The organism is Streptomyces sp. NPDC001315, from assembly GCF_042896175.1.
Lineage (GTDB): Bacteria > Actinomycetota > Actinomycetes > Streptomycetales > Streptomycetaceae > Streptomyces.
Window position 1 is genome coordinate 276,720 of the sequence record NZ_JBIAWZ010000003.1, and the last position, 15,672, is coordinate 292,391.

General features: G+C 70.0%; 13 protein-coding genes and 1 pseudogene. 7 read left to right on the top strand and 7 right to left on the bottom strand.

What is annotated here, in order from left to right:
- Positions 1 to 4: 4 nt before the first annotated feature.
- Positions 5 to 625, bottom strand: coding sequence for a hypothetical protein (locus tag ACFY16_RS11720; protein ID WP_390646911.1), 621 nt, complete (start codon positions 623 to 625; stop codon positions 5 to 7).
- Positions 626 to 765: 140 nt separating this feature from the next.
- Here ACFY16_RS11720 and ACFY16_RS11725 point away from each other — a divergent pair, with 140 nt between their 5' ends.
- Positions 766 to 1,311 (top strand): bacterial proteasome activator family protein, encoded by a 546-nt coding sequence (locus ACFY16_RS11725; RefSeq protein WP_390647247.1) that lies wholly within the window; start codon positions 766 to 768, stop codon positions 1,309 to 1,311.
- Positions 1,312 to 1,361: 50 nt separating this feature from the next.
- On the opposite strand, the gene ACFY16_RS11730 is transcribed toward ACFY16_RS11725, so the two are convergent.
- A complete protein-coding gene (locus ACFY16_RS11730) occupies positions 1,362 to 3,011 on the bottom strand; it encodes a protein kinase (protein WP_390646912.1) in 1,650 nt (549 codons plus the stop codon).
- A gap of 333 nt (positions 3,012 to 3,344) precedes the next feature.
- Here ACFY16_RS11730 and ACFY16_RS11735 point away from each other — a divergent pair, with 333 nt between their 5' ends.
- Positions 3,345 to 4,916 (top strand): protein kinase, encoded by a 1,572-nt coding sequence (locus ACFY16_RS11735; protein ID WP_390646913.1) that lies wholly within the window; start codon positions 3,345 to 3,347, stop codon positions 4,914 to 4,916.
- 103 nt (positions 4,917 to 5,019) lie between these two features.
- Here the strand turns inward: ACFY16_RS11735 and ACFY16_RS11740 are convergent, their stop codons facing one another.
- Entirely contained in the window at positions 5,020 to 6,036 is a 1,017-nt protein-coding gene (locus ACFY16_RS11740; protein WP_390646914.1) for a phosphotransferase, read from the bottom strand.
- 212 nt (positions 6,037 to 6,248) lie between these two features.
- Positions 6,249 to 6,908 (bottom strand): response regulator, encoded by a 660-nt coding sequence (locus ACFY16_RS11745; RefSeq protein ID WP_390646915.1) that lies wholly within the window; start codon positions 6,906 to 6,908, stop codon positions 6,249 to 6,251.
- A gap of 321 nt (positions 6,909 to 7,229) precedes the next feature.
- On the opposite strand from ACFY16_RS11745, the gene pdhA reads away from it, so the two are divergent.
- From pdhA to ACFY16_RS11760, 3 genes are read left to right on the top strand one after another with little or no spacing between them, the layout of a single operon-like run.
- Entirely contained in the window at positions 7,230 to 8,438 is a 1,209-nt protein-coding gene (gene pdhA / locus ACFY16_RS11750) for a pyruvate dehydrogenase (acetyl-transferring) E1 component subunit alpha (protein WP_390646916.1), read from the top strand.
- Between the two features lies 1 nt (position 8,439).
- Positions 8,440 to 9,447, top strand: coding sequence for an alpha-ketoacid dehydrogenase subunit beta (locus ACFY16_RS11755; protein WP_390646917.1), 1,008 nt, complete (start codon positions 8,440 to 8,442; stop codon positions 9,445 to 9,447).
- A 10-nt stretch (positions 9,448 to 9,457) separates the two neighbouring features.
- Complete coding sequence (locus ACFY16_RS11760) at positions 9,458 to 10,876, top strand: dihydrolipoamide acetyltransferase family protein (protein WP_390646918.1); 1,419 nt, start codon at positions 9,458 to 9,460, stop codon at positions 10,874 to 10,876.
- Between the two features lie 85 nt (positions 10,877 to 10,961).
- On the opposite strand, the pseudogene ACFY16_RS11765 reads toward ACFY16_RS11760, so the two are convergent.
- Together ACFY16_RS11765 and ACFY16_RS11770 are read right to left on the bottom strand one after the other, a co-directional pair.
- Positions 10,962 to 11,390, bottom strand: a pseudogene (locus tag ACFY16_RS11765) (hypothetical protein); the annotation flags it as partial.
- Positions 11,391 to 11,503: 113 nt separating this feature from the next.
- Positions 11,504 to 12,406 (bottom strand): D-alanyl-D-alanine carboxypeptidase family protein, encoded by a 903-nt coding sequence (locus tag ACFY16_RS11770; protein WP_390646919.1) that lies wholly within the window; start codon positions 12,404 to 12,406, stop codon positions 11,504 to 11,506.
- Between the two features lie 210 nt (positions 12,407 to 12,616).
- Between ACFY16_RS11770 and ACFY16_RS11775 the strand changes: the two genes are divergently transcribed.
- Both ACFY16_RS11775 and ACFY16_RS11780 read left to right on the top strand, forming a co-directional pair.
- Complete coding sequence (locus tag ACFY16_RS11775) at positions 12,617 to 13,267, top strand: GntR family transcriptional regulator (RefSeq protein ID WP_390646921.1); 651 nt, start codon at positions 12,617 to 12,619, stop codon at positions 13,265 to 13,267.
- Positions 13,264 to 14,574 (top strand): nitrate/nitrite transporter, encoded by a 1,311-nt coding sequence (locus ACFY16_RS11780; RefSeq protein WP_390646922.1) that lies wholly within the window; start codon positions 13,264 to 13,266, stop codon positions 14,572 to 14,574. The genes ACFY16_RS11775 and ACFY16_RS11780 overlap by 4 nt, the downstream gene beginning before the upstream one ends.
- 122 nt (positions 14,575 to 14,696) lie before the next feature.
- Here ACFY16_RS11780 and ACFY16_RS11785 read toward each other — a convergent pair whose 3' ends face one another.
- Positions 14,697 to 15,521, bottom strand: a complete 825-nt coding sequence (locus ACFY16_RS11785) for a maleylpyruvate isomerase family mycothiol-dependent enzyme (RefSeq protein WP_390646923.1) — start codon at positions 15,519 to 15,521, stop codon at positions 14,697 to 14,699.
- Positions 15,522 to 15,672: the final 151 nt, after the last annotated feature.

Genomic DNA, 15,672 nt, shown 5'->3' on the forward strand with positions numbered 1-15,672 from the left:
CGCTCTAACCGCGCCGCAGCCGCAGCCCCACGAAGGCGAGGCCGAGGCCGAGGCCGATCAGGACCAGTCCGCTGCCGAGGGGCAGGATCTGAAGGACGGGTTCGGCGGACTGGTCGGGTTGCGCGGCCGTCTGCCGGCCGGGCTCGCTCGGGGGTGTGGAGGGCGTCAGACCGGCCTGCCCGGGCGACGCGGTGGCCCGGCCGGCCTCCGAGGCGTCCGGGCCGACGGTGGCGCTCCCGCTGTCCTCGTCCTCGTCCTCGTCCGTGCCGTCCGGATACCCCGAGTCCTCGCCCCCGTCCTCGTCCTCCCCCTCGACCTGCGCCGCCGTCTCCTCCCGCCGCCCGGGCCGCTGCCGTCCCTCACCCGCCACGCTTCCGGCCCGGTCCGGTTCGGCGGCCGAAGCGGATGACGAGGCGGAAGCGGACGCAGAGGCGGAGGCGGACACCGAGGCGGACGCGGAGGCGGACGCCGATGCCGATGCCGATGCCGATGCCGATGCCGAGCGGACCGGGGCGGGGTCGGGCGAGGTTTCGTACGCCGACCCGGTCCCGCCGGCCAAGGTCCCGGACAGCCCCAGCACCCCGCACACGCCCACCGTGCGCAACACGTACCGCCATGGAGTCACGTCGGTGACCCCCTCCCGGTGCCCAGTCGTCAGGTTGCCAAGATCGTGCGATCAGCGTCACACGGGGTGGCGATCCGGGCATTTCGGGTTCCGCCGAGGGAGGGAGGTGATGAGGTGTACGGGTGCGAGAGAATGACGGCATGGAGATGCCGAGGAACGAAAGGTCGCCGGAGAACGCCCAGAGAATCCTGGTCGTGGGCCAGGACGGCATGGCACTCGGTGGCACGGACGCGGACGATGACTCCCGTGAGATCCCGGTGACGGAGATGGTGGAGCAGCCCGCGAAAGTCATGCGGATCGGCAGCATGATCAAGCAGCTGCTCGAGGAGGTGCGCGCGGCTCCCCTGGACGAGGCGAGCCGGGTCCGGCTCAAGGAGATCCACGCGAGCTCGGTGAAGGAGCTGGAGGACGGCCTGGCCCCGGAGCTGGTCGAGGAGCTGGAGCGGCTCTCCCTGCCGTTCGCGGACGAGGCGACCCCGAGCGACGCGGAACTGCGTATCGCGCAGGCCCAGTTGGTCGGCTGGCTGGAGGGCCTCTTCCACGGGATCCAGACCACGTTGTTCGCCCAGCAGATGGCGGCTCGCGCCCAGTTGGAGCAGATGCGTCGCGCCCTCCCGCCGGGCGTCGGCCACGAGGGCCCCGAGGACCCGCGCGCGGGCGGCCGCTCGGGCGGACCGTACCTCTGATCACACCCAGACCAAGGGGCCCGGCGAAGACCGCCGGGCCCCTTCCCCGCTCACTGACTGGGATTGCCCGTCGAGACACTCAGTTCGATCTTGCCCATGCTCTTCGGATCGACATCGGTGCCCGCGGAGGGGAACTGGTCGAGGACGGTCCCGTCACCCCAGGTGTTGTTGTCCTCTTTCTTGATCTCGTACTCCCAGCCGGCAGCCTGGAAGCACGCCTTCACCGAGGCGATGTTCTTGTACCTGAAGTCGGGCAGCTGGATCTTGTCCTCGTCGTCGTACGACTCCTGCGGTTGCGTGCACTCGGTCTCGTCGACCGTCCTCGACGTGTCCGGACCCCGGTAGCCGGCCTTGTGGCTCGACGCCGATGCCGAGGGGCCGGCGCCGCCGCCCCTGTCGTTGTCCTCGGGGCCGCTGTTCAGTGTCAGCGCGACGACCAGGGCGACGACCGCGACGAGGGACACCGCGATCGAGCCGATGATCACCGGCTTGTTGCCCTTGCCACCGCCCCCGCCCGGGGACGGCACCGACATCTGGGGCGTGACGTTGTACGGCGGCGGGGTCGACGGGGCCTGCATGCCGTACCCGCCGACGGGGGGCGGCGTCCGGTAGCCGCCCTGCTGCGGGTAGCCGTACGCCGGGGTGGGGCCCGCCGGCGCCGGGGTGCCGTACGGGTTCGGTGCCGGTATCGGCTGGTACGGCGTCTGTACGGGGCCCGTCGGCGCCGGGGGCGCCTGGCCGACCGGCGGGAACACCGCGGAGCCGACGCCCGCGCCGCTCGACGTCTGTGCGCCGGGGACGATGCTCGGCGCGGCCGCCTGGAGGGAGGCCGCCACGCGCAGGCACTCGTCGTGCATGGCGACGGCGCTCGGGAAGCGCTCGTTCGGGTTCTTCCTCAGCGCGCGGGCGATCAGCGCGTCCACCGCCGGCGGCAGCGCGCGGTTGATCGACGAAGCGGCTACCGGCTCCTCCTGCACGTGCGCGTACGCGATCGCCAGCGGAGAGTCCGCCTCGAACGGCAGCCGCCCGGTGACCAGCTGGAACAGCATGATGCCGACCGAGTAGAGGTCACTGCGCGCGTCCACGCCCCGGCCGAGCGCCTGCTCGGGGGAGAGGTACTGCGGGGTGCCGACGACCATGCCGGTCTGCGTCATGGAGGTGACGCCGGACTGCATGGCGCGGGCGATGCCGAAGTCCATCACCTTGACGACGCCGCGCTTGGTCACCATCACGTTGCCCGGCTTGATGTCGCGGTGGACCAGCCCCATCTCGTGGCTGATCTCCAGCGCGGCGAGCACGTCCGCGGTGATCTTCAGGGCCTTGTCGGCGGGCATCGCGCCGAGCGTCCGTGCGTCCTCGTCGAGGACCGAGCCGAGCGGGCGGCCCTCGATGTACTCCATGACGATGTACGGAGTGGTCGTCCCGTCGACCTCGTCCTCGCCGGTGTCGAAGACGGAGACGATATTGGTGTGCGTGAGCTTGGCCACGGCCTGGGCCTCGCGGCGGAAGCGCTCGCGGAAGGCCTGTTCCCGGCCCAGTTCGGTGTGCAGGGTCTTGACCGCGACCTGGCGGTCGAGCACGGCGTCGTAGGCCAGGTGCACCGAGGCCATGCCGCCCTCGCCGAGCAGGTCGCGCAGCTGGTAGCGGCCGCCGGCGAGCGCCCGCCCCGCATACCGGCCGTACGCACCGTCCTGGCTCATGTTTCCCTGTCCCCCGTAGCCGTCAGGCGCCTTGGCCGTCGTTGATCGAATGTCTCAATCCGGGCCAAGTCTGCCGGAGGGCACTGACACGTCAAGCTCGGTGCCCGTTCCGTGACCGTACGCGAAAGAAGCGTCGCGCAAGCGTTACAGGTGGCGTACCGCCGGTACACAGAATTTGCACGACAGGGTGTGCTGCGGCTTTGATGGCCGGTCCGTCTCGGACCGGTCGCGGGAGCTGACCCGGACCGGAGGCTTGCGCTGAGGCTGTAGCGTGGCCGACGGAGACCGTGACAACACCGCGCGCACCGCGGGCAGAAACGACGGCGAGGACTGATGGCACAGCAGCAGCGCGCTCAGGGCCCGTCCGACCCCGAGGCGACTGGCGGCGGAATGTCAGATGCGCCGGAATTGTGGGGTAACGGCGGACTTGTTGGGGACGGTCGGTACCGGCTGACTCACAGACTCGGCCGGGGCGGCATGGCGGAGGTGTTCGCCGCGGAGGACGTGCGCCTCGGCCGCACCGTCGCGGTCAAGCTGCTGCGTGCCGACCTCGCCGAGGACCCCGTCTCCAAGGCCCGCTTCACACGTGAGGCCCAGTCGGTGGCCGGCCTGAACCACCACGCGATCGTCGCCGTGTACGACTCCGGCGAGGACTTCGTGGGCGGCCAGTCGGTGCCGTACATCGTGATGGAGCTGGTCGAGGGCCGCACCATCCGCGACCTGCTGCTCAACGCCGAGGCGCCCGGGCCGGAGCAGGCCCTGATCATCGTCTCCGGTGTCCTGGAGGCACTCGCCTACTCGCACCAGCACGGGATCGTGCACCGCGACATCAAGCCGGCGAACGTCATCATCACCCACAACGGCGCCGTGAAGGTGATGGACTTCGGCATCGCCCGCGCCCTGCACGGGGCGTCGACGACGATGACGCAGACCGGCATGGTCATGGGCACCCCGCAGTACCTGTCGCCCGAGCAGGCGCTCGGCAAGGCCGTCGACCACCGCTCCGACCTGTACGCGACGGGCTGTCTGCTGTACGAACTCCTCGCGCTGCGGCCCCCGTTCACCGGCGAGACCCCGCTGTCGGTGGTCTACCAGCACGTCCAGGACATCCCGACCCCGCCGTCCGAGGCCGCCGAGGCCTGCCCGCCGGAGCTCGACGGGCTCGTCATGCGTTCGCTCGCCAAGGATCCCGACGACCGGTTCCAGACGGCCGAGGAGATGCGCGGGCTGGTCCAGTACGGCCTTCAGATGCTGTACGACCAGGGCGGCCACACCGGCACCTGGAACACCGGCCCGGTGCAGACGCACGCCGGCCGTCACACCCCGTCGGCCGGCTTCGCGAGCACGACCGTGCTGCCGCACCACGGCGACGGCTCCGGCACCACGCAGATCCCGCAGCCGATCCTGCCGTCCGGATACGGCGGCGGTGACGACGGCGGTTTCGAGGGGCACGGCAACAGGGGCAGCGGCCGCGGCAAGCTGTGGATCCTCGCCGTCCTGGCCGTGATCGCCATCGCGGCGGGCGTCGCCCTGGCGCTGAACGGCGGCGGCGGCGACGGCGGCGGCGCCGACACCACGCAGTCGCCGACCACCTCGCAGACCAGCACGGACGACAAGTCCAGCGAGAGCCCGAGCGACGAGGCCACCGACAGGCCCACGGACACGGCGACGGACAACAGCGATCAGGGCACCGGCTCGGACTACACGCCGTCGTACACGCCCTCGTACACGCCGTCCGAGACCGCCACCACCCAGCCGTCGTACGAGCCGACCGACGAGCCGACCAGCGAGGACCCGTCGGCCGACCCGACGGAGACGGCGTCGGAGCCGTCCACCCCGACGGACCCGGCGGACGGCGGCACGGATGACGGCGGCACCACGGACGGAGTGACGGGCGGCCTCTGACGGGCCGTCGGCCTCCCCGACGTCACCAGCACGCGCGCGTGGACCCGTTGACCGGGCACCACGCGCGCGTGGCGTTTCACCGTCCGGGTGGGGTGGCCGTGCCTCACCCCGCGAACGCCTCGCACACCGCGTCGTACTCCCGCGTCCACCACACCACGAGCGCCGAGGCCGCGGGGAACTGGGGATCGGCGCGGGTGTCGCCGCGTTCGTAGTGCCAGCGCAGCATCCAGAAGTCGTTCAGGCGCTCCCACCACACACGGTGCACGGCCGCGGCCAGCTCCGAGGGCGTGGCCCCGGCCGCCCGTCGGTACGCGCGCGCGTACGCCCGCACCTTCGGCAGGTCGAGCGCACCGACGGGGCGTACGAAGAAGATCGCGGCGGCGCGTACGGCCTCCTCCGCGCGGGGCTGCACGCCCAGGCGGTCCCAGTCGACGATCGCGGCCGGGGCGTCGCCCTTGTAGAGCAGGTTGAACGGGTGGAAGTCCCCGTGCACCCAGCCCACCGAGGCCCCGCGCGGGGGCCGCCGGTCCGCGTGCCGCTCCAGGAGGGCGCGGCGCTCGAGCAGCCGGTGCCGGGCCAGTTCGTCGAAGGAGTCGGCGGGGCGGTGACGGCGTACCCGGGCGAGCAGGTCGTCGATGAGGGCGAACGTGGAGTCCGGATCGGCGCTCTCCACGGGGTGTGGGCTCGTGGCGGGGCGGGTGCGCCCCTTCGGTGGCATCACGCGCTCCAGGCAGGCGTGTACGGCGCCCAGGAGCGCACCGAGGCGCGCGCACTGACCGGTGGTGAGCTGGCCGCCGTGGCGGTGGCGGCCGTCGATCCACGGGTGCAGGGCATAGGCGTGGCCGCCGACGACGGCGACGGTGCGCCCGTCACGGCCGGTCAGCGGAGGGGCCACCGGGACGCCGAGGGCGGCCAGGCGCTGGGTGGCCCGGTGCCGGCGTTCGATCGCGGCGGGGTCGGCGGTGTCGGGGTCGAAGTGGTGCTTCAGGAAGTAGCGGCCGCGGGTGGTGCACAGGCGGTAGCCGCGGTTCAGCAGCCCCTGGTCGACGGGCTCGCAGGCGAGGGCGGACCCGGCTGCGTACTGGCGGAGGAGGGCGCTCAACGGGGGCGCATGGGGCACGGGGGGTGGTACACATGGGCGCGGCACGCGGCAGATGCTAGGGCACGGGGCAGCCCTGTGAGCTGGGCGTTGTCACACTAAGTCGCGGATAGTCGCTTCTGGTCACATAGTGTGCTCGAACTGGCGCGGAGGGCCGTTGTCGGTGATGTGCACCGTCACCGACCGGGGAAGTTATGACACGGAGTAGGCCCGGTGGTGGTGGTCCACGCGGCTCAGTGCTTCTCGGCCTGCATGCGAGCCACATAAGCGGCCGCCTGAGAGCGCCGCTGCATACCGAGTTTGGAAAGCAGACTCGACACGTAATTCTTGATCGTCTTTTCGGCGAGGTGCAGCCGCTCGCCGATCTGGCGGTTGGTGAGGCCCTCGCCGATCAGGTCGAGGATCCGGCGCTCCTGCTCGGTGAGCCGGGCGAGCCTGTCGTCGTCCTTGGCCTCGTCCCCCTTGCGCAGCCGCTTCAGGACGCTGGCCGTGACCACCGGGTCGAGCAGGGACTTTCCGGCGGCGACGTCCCGGACCGCGGTCAGCAGTTCATTGCCCCGGATGGCCTTCAGGACGTATCCGGAGGCGCCCGCCATGATCGCGTCGAAGAGGGCCTCGTCGTCCGCGAACGAGGTCAGCATCAGGCAGGCGACGGAGTCGTCCCGCGACCGGATCTCCCGGCACACCTCCACGCCGCTGCCGTCCGGGAGCCTTACGTCGAGCACCGCCACGTCGGGCCGGATGGCCGGAATCCGCGCCAGCGCCTCGGCCGCCGTACCGGCCTCGCCGACCACCTCGATGTCGTCCTCGACCGACAGCATCTCGTGGACGCCCCGACGGACGACCTCGTGGTCGTCGAGGAGGAATACCCTGATTCGTCCCTCTTTGTGCATCTGATCAGTTTCACACACAAACTCTTCCCGTGACATGGCCGAGCGGGATAACGTGCCGTTGCTCCGGCCTCCTGCAAGGCTGTGACCAGCGACCTTCCCGTCCTTTCCGATTTACTTGGAAATCCAAGCAAAATCGCAGGTCAGGAGGGGTTTCACAGAAATGTGGAGCACTGGGTAACGTGACTGTTGCAGGGCGCTCGCCGGGGCACCTGTCACGCCTGTTCCCGGCCGAGGGCACACACCCCGTGCCCGGGTACCGGAACAGGTGAGCCGCACTGGCCTACCGGCAACCCCGGGGGCCGGACCGACGGAGGAGCACACGTGACCGTGGAGAGCACTGCCGCGCGCAAGCCGCGACGCAGCGCCGGTACCAAGCGCACCAGCGCCAGCAAGTCACCGGGCACATCGAGTCCAGGGCCCGAACTCGTCCAGCTGCTGACGCCCGAGGGCAAGCGCGTCAAGAACACCGAGAACGCCGTCTACGACAAGTACGTCGCCGACGTGACGCCCGAAGAGCTGCGCGGTCTGTACCGCGACATGGTGCTCACCCGCCGCTTCGACGCCGAGGCCACCTCCCTGCAGCGCCAGGGCGAGCTCGGCCTGTGGGCCTCGCTGCTCGGCCAGGAGGCCGCCCAGATCGGCTCCGGCCGGGCCCTGCGCGACGACGACTACGTCTTCCCGACCTACCGCGAGCACGGCGTCGCCTGGTGCCGCGGGGTCGACCCGACCAACCTGCTCGGCATGTTCCGTGGCGTGAACAACGGTGGCTGGGACCCGAACAGCAACAACTTCCACCTCTACACGATCGTCATCGGCGCCCAGACCCTGCACGCCACGGGCTACGCGATGGGCATGGCCAAGGACGGCGCGGACAGCGCGGTGATCGCGTACTTCGGCGACGGCGCCTCCAGCCAGGGCGACGTCGCGGAGTCCTTCACCTTCTCCGCGGTCTACAACGCCCCCGTGGTGTTCTTCTGCCAGAACAACCAGTGGGCGATCTCCGAGCCGACCGAGAAGCAGACCCGGGTGCCGCTCTACCAGCGCGCACAGGGCTATGGCTTCCCGGGCGTACGCGTCGACGGCAACGACGTCCTCGCCTGCCTGGCCGTCACCAAGTGGGCGCTGGAGCGGGCCCGCAACGGCGAGGGCCCGACGCTGGTCGAGGCGTACACCTACCGCATGGGCGCGCACACCACCTCCGACGACCCGACCAAGTACCGGGCCGACGAGGAGCGCGAGGCGTGGGAGGCGAAGGACCCGATCCTGCGTCTGCGCGCGTACCTCGAGTCCTCAAACCACGCGGACGAGGGATTTTTCGCGGAACTCGAAGCGGAGAGCGAGGCGTTGGGCAGGCGAGTGCGCGAAGCGGTCCGCGCCATGCCGGACCCGGACCACTTCGCCATCTTCGAGAACGTGTACGCGGACGGGCATGCGCTCGTCGACGAAGAGCGGGCCCAGTTCGCCGCCTACCAGGCGTCGTTCGCGAGTGAGTCCGAAAGCGGCTTCGCCGCGGGTGAGGGGGGCAACTGACATGGCGGAGAACGTGACGTCCAAGGCCGTGACATCCAAAAACATGGCGATCGCCAAGGCGATCAACGAGTCGCTGCGCCGCGCCCTGGACTCCGACCCGAAGGTCCTCGTCATGGGCGAGGACGTCGGCAAGCTCGGCGGCGTCTTCCGTGTGACGGACGGACTGCAGAAGGACTTCGGCGAGAGCCGCGTCATCGACACCCCGCTCGCGGAGTCCGGCATCGTCGGCACGGCGATCGGTCTCGCCCTGCGCGGTTACCGCCCGGTGGTGGAGATCCAGTTCGACGGTTTCGTCTTCCCGGCGTACGACCAGATCGTCACGCAGCTCGCGAAGATGCACGCCCGCTCCCTGGGCAAGGTCAAACTCCCGGTCGTCGTGCGGATCCCCTACGGCGGCGGCATCGGCGCGGTCGAGCACCACTCCGAGTCCCCCGAGTCGCTGTTCGCGCACGTGTCGGGCCTGAAGGTGGTCTCCCCGTCGAACGCCGGCGACGCCTACTGGATGATGCAGCAGGCCATTCAGAGCGACGACCCGGTGATCTTCTTCGAGCCCAAGCGGCGCTACTGGGACAAGGGCGAGGTCAACACCGAGGCGATCCCCGGCCCGCTGCACAAGGCACGCGTGGTCCGCGAGGGCACCGACCTCACCCTCGTCGCCTACGGCCCGATGGTGAAGCTCTGCCATGAGGTCGCCGACGCGGCCGCCGAGGAGGGCAAGTCGCTGGAGGTCCTGGACCTGCGCTCGGTCTCCCCGCTGGACTTCGACTCGATCCAGGCGTCGGTGGAGAAGACCCGCCGTCTGGTCGTCGTCCATGAGGCGCCGGTGTTCTTCGGCTCGGGCGCGGAGATCGCCGCCCGGATCACGGAGCGCTGCTTCTACCACCTGGAGGCTCCGGTGCTCAGGGTCGGCGGCTACCACGCCCCGTATCCGCCGGCGCGCCTGGAGGAGGAGTACCTGCCGGGCCTGGACCGGGTACTCGACGCCGTCGACCGTGCCCTGGCGTACTGAGGAGAGGGTCGTGACGACGATGACCGATGCGTCCGTACGCGAGTTCAAGATGCCCGACGTGGGCGAGGGACTCACCGAGGCCGAGATCCTCAAGTGGTATGTCCAGCCCGGCGACACGGTGACGGACGGCCAGGTGGTGTGCGAGGTCGAGACCGCCAAGGCGGCCGTCGAACTCCCCATCCCCTATGACGGAGTGGTCCGCGAGCTGCGCTTCCCCGAGGGCACCACGGTGGACGTGGGCACGCCGATCATCTCGGTGGACGTGGCGGGCGGGGCGCCGACCGCCGAGGCCCCGGCCCCGGCTGTCGCCGAGCCGCAGCAGGAGGAGCCGAAGCCCCAGGGCCGCCAGCCGGTCCTCGTCGGCTACGGCGTGGCCGAGTCTTCCACCAAGCGCCGCCCCCGCAAGGGCGCGGAGGTCCCGGAGACCCCGGTCCCGGAGGCGTCGGTGGCGGTCCAGAGCGAACTGAACGGCCAGGGCGGCCCGGCCCTTGCCGGCGAGCAGCGTCCGCTGGCGAAGCCTCCGGTGCGCAAGCTGGCGAAGGACCTGGGAGTGGACCTGGCGCAGGTGGTTCCGTCCGGCCCGGACGGCATCGTCACGCGTGAGGACGTGTACGCGGCGGCGGCTCCCGCGCAGCCGGCCACCGTCACCGCCCCCGCTGTCGCCACCGAGCCCGTGGCTCCGGCGGCTCCGGTTCAGGTTCCGGCGCCGGTCGCGACGTACGACGGTGCCCGCGAGACCCGTATCCCGGTCAAGGGTGTCCGCAAGGCCATCGCCCAGGCCATGATCGGCTCGGCGTTCACCGCGCCGCACGTCACGGAGTTCGTCACGGTCGACGTGACCCGCACGTTGAAGCTCGTCGAGGAGTTGAAGCAGGACAAGGAGATGCAGGGTCTGCGGGTGAACCCGCTCCTGCTGATCGCCAAGGCCCTGCTGGTGGCCATCAGGCGCAACCCGGACGTCAACGCCTCCTGGGACGAGGCCAACCAGGAGATCGTCCAGAAGCACTACGTCAACCTGGGCATCGCGGCCGCGACCCCGCGCGGTCTGATCGTGCCGAACATCAAGGACGCGCACGCCAAGACGCTGCCGCAGCTGGCCGAGGCACTGGGCGAGCTGGTGTCGACGGCGCGCGAGGGCAGGACCCCACCGGCGGCGATGCAGGGCGGGACGGTGACCATCACCAACGTCGGTGTCTTCGGCGTCGACACGGGCACGCCGATCCTCAACCCGGGCGAGTCCGCGATCCTCGCCGTCGGTGCGATCAAGCTCCAGCCATGGGTCCACAAGGGCAAGGTGAAGCCTCGTCAGGTCACCACACTGGCACTGAGCTTCGACCACCGGCTGGTGGACGGCGAGCTCGGCTCCAAGGTGCTGGCGGATGTGGCGGCGATTCTGGAGCAGCCCAAGAAGTTGATTACCTGGGCGTGAGGCCCTCTCGGCCGGATAGGTTGAACGGAGAGGGGTCGGTCGCAAATTCCGCTTGCGACCGACCCCTCTGCCTTCGCCGTCCCGGTCAGGGACGGTTGAGCACGTAGATCGGTGCCCCGTCCTCGCTGCCGCCCTGGGAGTGGTTGCAGGCGTGCTTGCGCAGCATGCTCACCCTGCTCGAGCAGGACCGGGACGATCACCACCGCCACCGCCCAGACGTCCGACGTCACGGACAACCGCTTCCGCCAGTCGGCCAGTACGGACTCCGTGGTCGGGTTGGCGGAGAAGGCTGTGGCGGGCGCCGGACGATCGACGGCCAGGACGTCTCGTCGCCACTCCCTACCTGCGGGAATGCTGAGACCGTAACTTCCAGTCACTGTCTCAAGACTTTCTCGATGTTCCTCTGGTACATGGTCGAGGAGCGCCTTCTGGGGCGTCGTGTACCCCAACTTCTTGCAGACATCCCCCGCCGGAACCGTTGAGCCCCTCCCGGCATGGTCAGCCGGCGGACCCGGCGCAATGATGTTCACCATTGCGAGTGAATCGAACGGGAAAGCAGTGAAGGGGACCTGCCGCTTTCGCGGGAGGTCCCCTTCACGATCACGCCGTGCGTGTCAGCCGGGAGTGTCAGCCGAGCTTCGCGAAGCCGTAGTTGAGGAGCTTCGTCGCGTCCGTGGCGCGCTGCGTCGCGTTCGTGTCGGCGAGAACCGTGCCGATGACGGTCTTGCCGTTGCGGGTCGCGGCGAAGACGAGGCAGTACTTCGCCTGGGTGCCGGAGCCGGTCTTCACGCCGATGGCGCCGCTGTAGCTGCTGAGCAGCGTGTTCGTGTTGGTCCACGCCGCCATGGTGCGGGTGGTGCCGGTCTTGGTGATCGTCTTCGCGGTGTACTTCTTGGTCTTGACGACCGTGCGGAACGTGGAGTTCTTCATCGCGCTGCTGGCGAGCTTCGTCAGGTCCTTCGCCGTCGAGTAGTTGGCGCCGTTGCCGATGCCGTCGAACGAGTCGAAGTGCGTGTTCGTCAGACCGAGGCTCTTCGCGGTGGTGTTCATCTTGCCGATGAACGACTTCACGCGCGCGGCCCGCGTCGAGCCGCTGCCGTACTTGTCGGCCAGCGCGTACGCGGCGTCGCAGCCGGACGGCAGCATCAGCCCGTACAGCAGCTGGCGGACGGTGACCTTGTCACCGACGATCAGGTGGGCGGACGAGGCGCCCTTCGACACGATGTAGTCGCTGTACGCCTTCTGGATGGTGACCTTGGCGTCCAGGTTGAGGTTGGTCTGCGCGAGCACGACCTTCGCGGTCATGATCTTCGTGGTGGAGCCGGTGGACAGCTTGGTGTCCTGGCCCTTGCCGTAGAGCTTCGCGCTGTTCGCGTTGTTCATCACGTAGCCGGTCTTGGCCACGATCGAGGGCGTGGTGACCGCCTGCGCGGGTGCCGCGGTGAGGGCTCCGGTGGCCAGCACGGCGCCGGTGGTGACGGCGACGGCGGCGGCACGACGGAAGCGAGTGCCCTGAATGCCCTTTATCAAGTGAGATACCCCGAATACGTTGAATGTCCCTGAGGTGCGGCCGAGTTGGAGGGGGAAAGCGAGTGGGGCCGCAAGTGTGTGACACGTAAGTAGCACAGATGGTTGTGCTGTTGCTGAGAGGGCTTCTCGATGGGGTGAAGGGCGCGCCCGGCGACGTCCGCATGATGAAACGAGCACATCATGCGTACGTGTTGTATCTATCCTGTAGGCATGAGCCTGGCCGTGAAGCAACCTCCCGCCACCGACCGCGTCTACACCCATGTCAAGCAGGGCGTACTGGAGCGCCGTTACGAGGGAGGGACCCTGCTCACGGAGGGCGAGCTCGCCGAGGCCGTCGGGGTCTCGCGCACACCGGTGCGCGAGGCGCTGCTGCGGCTGGAGGTCGAGGGCCTGATCAAGCTCTACCCGAAGAAGGGCGCCCTGGTCCTGCCCGTCTCCGCGCAGGAGATCGCCGATGTCGTGGAGACCAGGCAGCTGGTCGAGGAGCACGCGGCACGCAAGGCGGTGCCCGCGCCGGCGGGGCTCGTCGAACGGCTCGAGGAGCTGCTGGCCCAGCAGAAGGCGGAGGCCGCCGCCGGCGACCTGGCCGCCGCCGCCGTCACCGACCGCTGTTTCCATGCCGAGATCGTCCGCAGTGGCGGCAACGAGATCCTCTCCCGTCTCTACGACCAGCTCCGCGACCGACAGCTGCGGATGGGCGTCGCGGTGATGCACTCTCACCCCGACCGGATCGCCAAGACCCTCGCCGAGCACGAGGAGATCCTCAGCGCACTGCGCTCCGGGGACGCGGACGCGGCTGTCGCCGTCGTCCACCGGCACGTCAACTGGTTCTCCCACCTGGCCCGGGGTGAGGTCCGATGAGCAGCAGCTCCAGGACCGCGATCGCACTCCCCGGAGATCCGCCGGGCGGCCGACGCGCCGTCGCCGTCTGGTCCATCGGCGTCGCGGTCTACTTCGTCGCCGTCATCTTCCGTACGTCCCTGGGCGTGGCCGGCCTGGACGCGGCCGACCGCTTCCATGTGGGCGCCTCCGCGCTCTCCACCTTCTCCATCCTCCAACTCCTGGTGTACGCGGGCATGCAGATACCTGTGGGGCTGCTGGTGGACCGGCTCGGCACCAAGAAGGTGCTGACCATCGGAGTCGTGCTGTTCACGGCGGGACAGCTGGGCTTCGCGTTCTCACCGTCGTACGGCACGGCGCTCGCGTCGCGGGCGCTGCTCGGGTGCGGTGACGCGATGACGTTCATCAGCGTGCTGCGCCTCGGCACGCGCTGGTTCCCGGCGCGGCGTGGCCCGCTGGTCGCGCAGTTCGCCGGTCTGGCCGGCATGGCGGGCAACCTGGTGTCGACGCTGGTGTTGGCCCGGCTGCTGCACGGCATCGGATGGACGGCGGCCTTCGCGGGCAGCGCCCTCGCGGGTGTCGTGGTGCTCGTCCTGCTGCTGCTGTTCCTGAAGGACCACCCCGAAGGGTGCGAGCCGGAGCCGCTCCCGCACCAGGGCGCGGCCTACGTCCGCCGCCAGATCGCCGCGTCCTGGCGGGAGCCGGGGACGCGGCTGGGGCTGTGGGTGCACTTCACCACCCAGTTCCCGGCGATGGTGTTCCTGCTGCTGTGGGGGCTGCCGTTCCTGGTCGAGGCACAGGGGCTCACCCGGGCCACCGCCGGGGACCTGCTCACCCTGGTCGTGCTGTCCAACATGGTGGTCGGCCTGGTGTACGGCCAGATCGTCGCCCGGCATCACGAGGCCCGGCTGCCGTTGGCGCTGGGGACCGTGGGGGCTACGGCTGTGCTCTGGGCGGTGACGCTCGCGTGGCCCGGTGCGCATGCGCCGATGTGGCTGCTCATCGTGTTGTGCGCGGTGCTCGGGGCGTGCGGGCCGGCGTCGATGCTCGGCTTCGACTTCGCGCGGCCGGCGAATCCGCCGGAGCGGCAGGGGACCGCGTCCGGGATCACGAACATGGGGGGTTTCGTCGCCTCGATGACGACGCTGTTCGCGGTGGGCGTGCTGCTGGATGCCACTGGTGACGACTACACCGTTGCCTTCTCCGTGGTGTTCGTTCTCCAGGCGCTCGGGGTCAGCCAGATTCTGCGGCTGCGGAAGAGGGCGGCGAGGCGGGAGCGGGAGCGGTTGGTTGCCAGTCGGGTGGAGACGGTGCACGTCCCCGCGTGACGGTGCCCTGGGCCGGTGCGCGCGGGTGGGTTTCGCAGCCCGGCGCTCACGGGGGTGCCGCCTTGCTCTGGGACGGGTGCCGCTCCAGGCGGCACGCATGCCCGCGCCCGACGACTACTTGGTTACTTGGTCACCTTGAAGTTCCGCAGAATCGCCTCCGTGAGCTCCGGATCCCCCTCCGCCTTCACCCGGTCCGCCACCGCCTCCGGCGTCACGCGGCCGCAGGCCAGGCGCACGTAGGTTTCCCAGTCGAGGGTGAGGGTGGCGGCGGGGCCGAGGGCGGGGGCCGTTTCCAGGGTGCCGCGGCCCTGGATGTCGACACGGATCGTACGCAGGAACTCGATGGGACCGTGGACGTCGAAGACGACCGCCGAACTGCGGGGGGCCTCCGCCTTGTCGGCCACGACCTGGGGGAGCTCCGCGAGCAGCACGTCGCGGGCGATGTGCGCGCCGGGGGAGTCGAGGTTGCCGGGGCGGCCGAGGGCGGTCCGCAGGTCCTGCTCGTGCGCCCAGACGTTGAACGCGTGGGTGCGCATGGACTCTTCGAGGGTGATCTCGGTGCTGAGGTGGCCGCGGACCTTCGTGCCGGGGTCGCGGGACTCGTTGCGCAGCTGGCGGTTGCGGCGGATGACCGTGTACTCCAGCTCCGACGTCATCTCCGGCGCCGTGTGGTGGCGGCGGACGTCGACCTGCATCTCCATGTAGCGCTGGTGCTCGTTGGTGACGTGGAACAGGTCGCGCGGGAGGGTGTGGATGGGGCGCGGGTCACCCAGCATCTCGCTGTCCAGGCCGATGACGTGGGAGACGATGTCGCGGATCGACCAGCCCGGGCAGGGGGTCCGCCGGTTCCACTCGCCCTCCACAAGCGGCTGCACCAGCTCGGATATCGATTCGATGGAGTGGGTCCAGGCGTCGGCGTAGGGCTGGAGGGTGGGATGCAGACTCACGGAACGGGACCCCTCGGCGGTCGGTACACGGGTGGTTTGTGGCAGCGTTGCCAGCGGGACGTGGCTGTCGGCGGGTGTCTTGGAACTCCCCCAATTCTCGGCTGCGCTCGAATCGGGGGGACCCCCAAGTTACGCTGCTGTGAGGCACCCC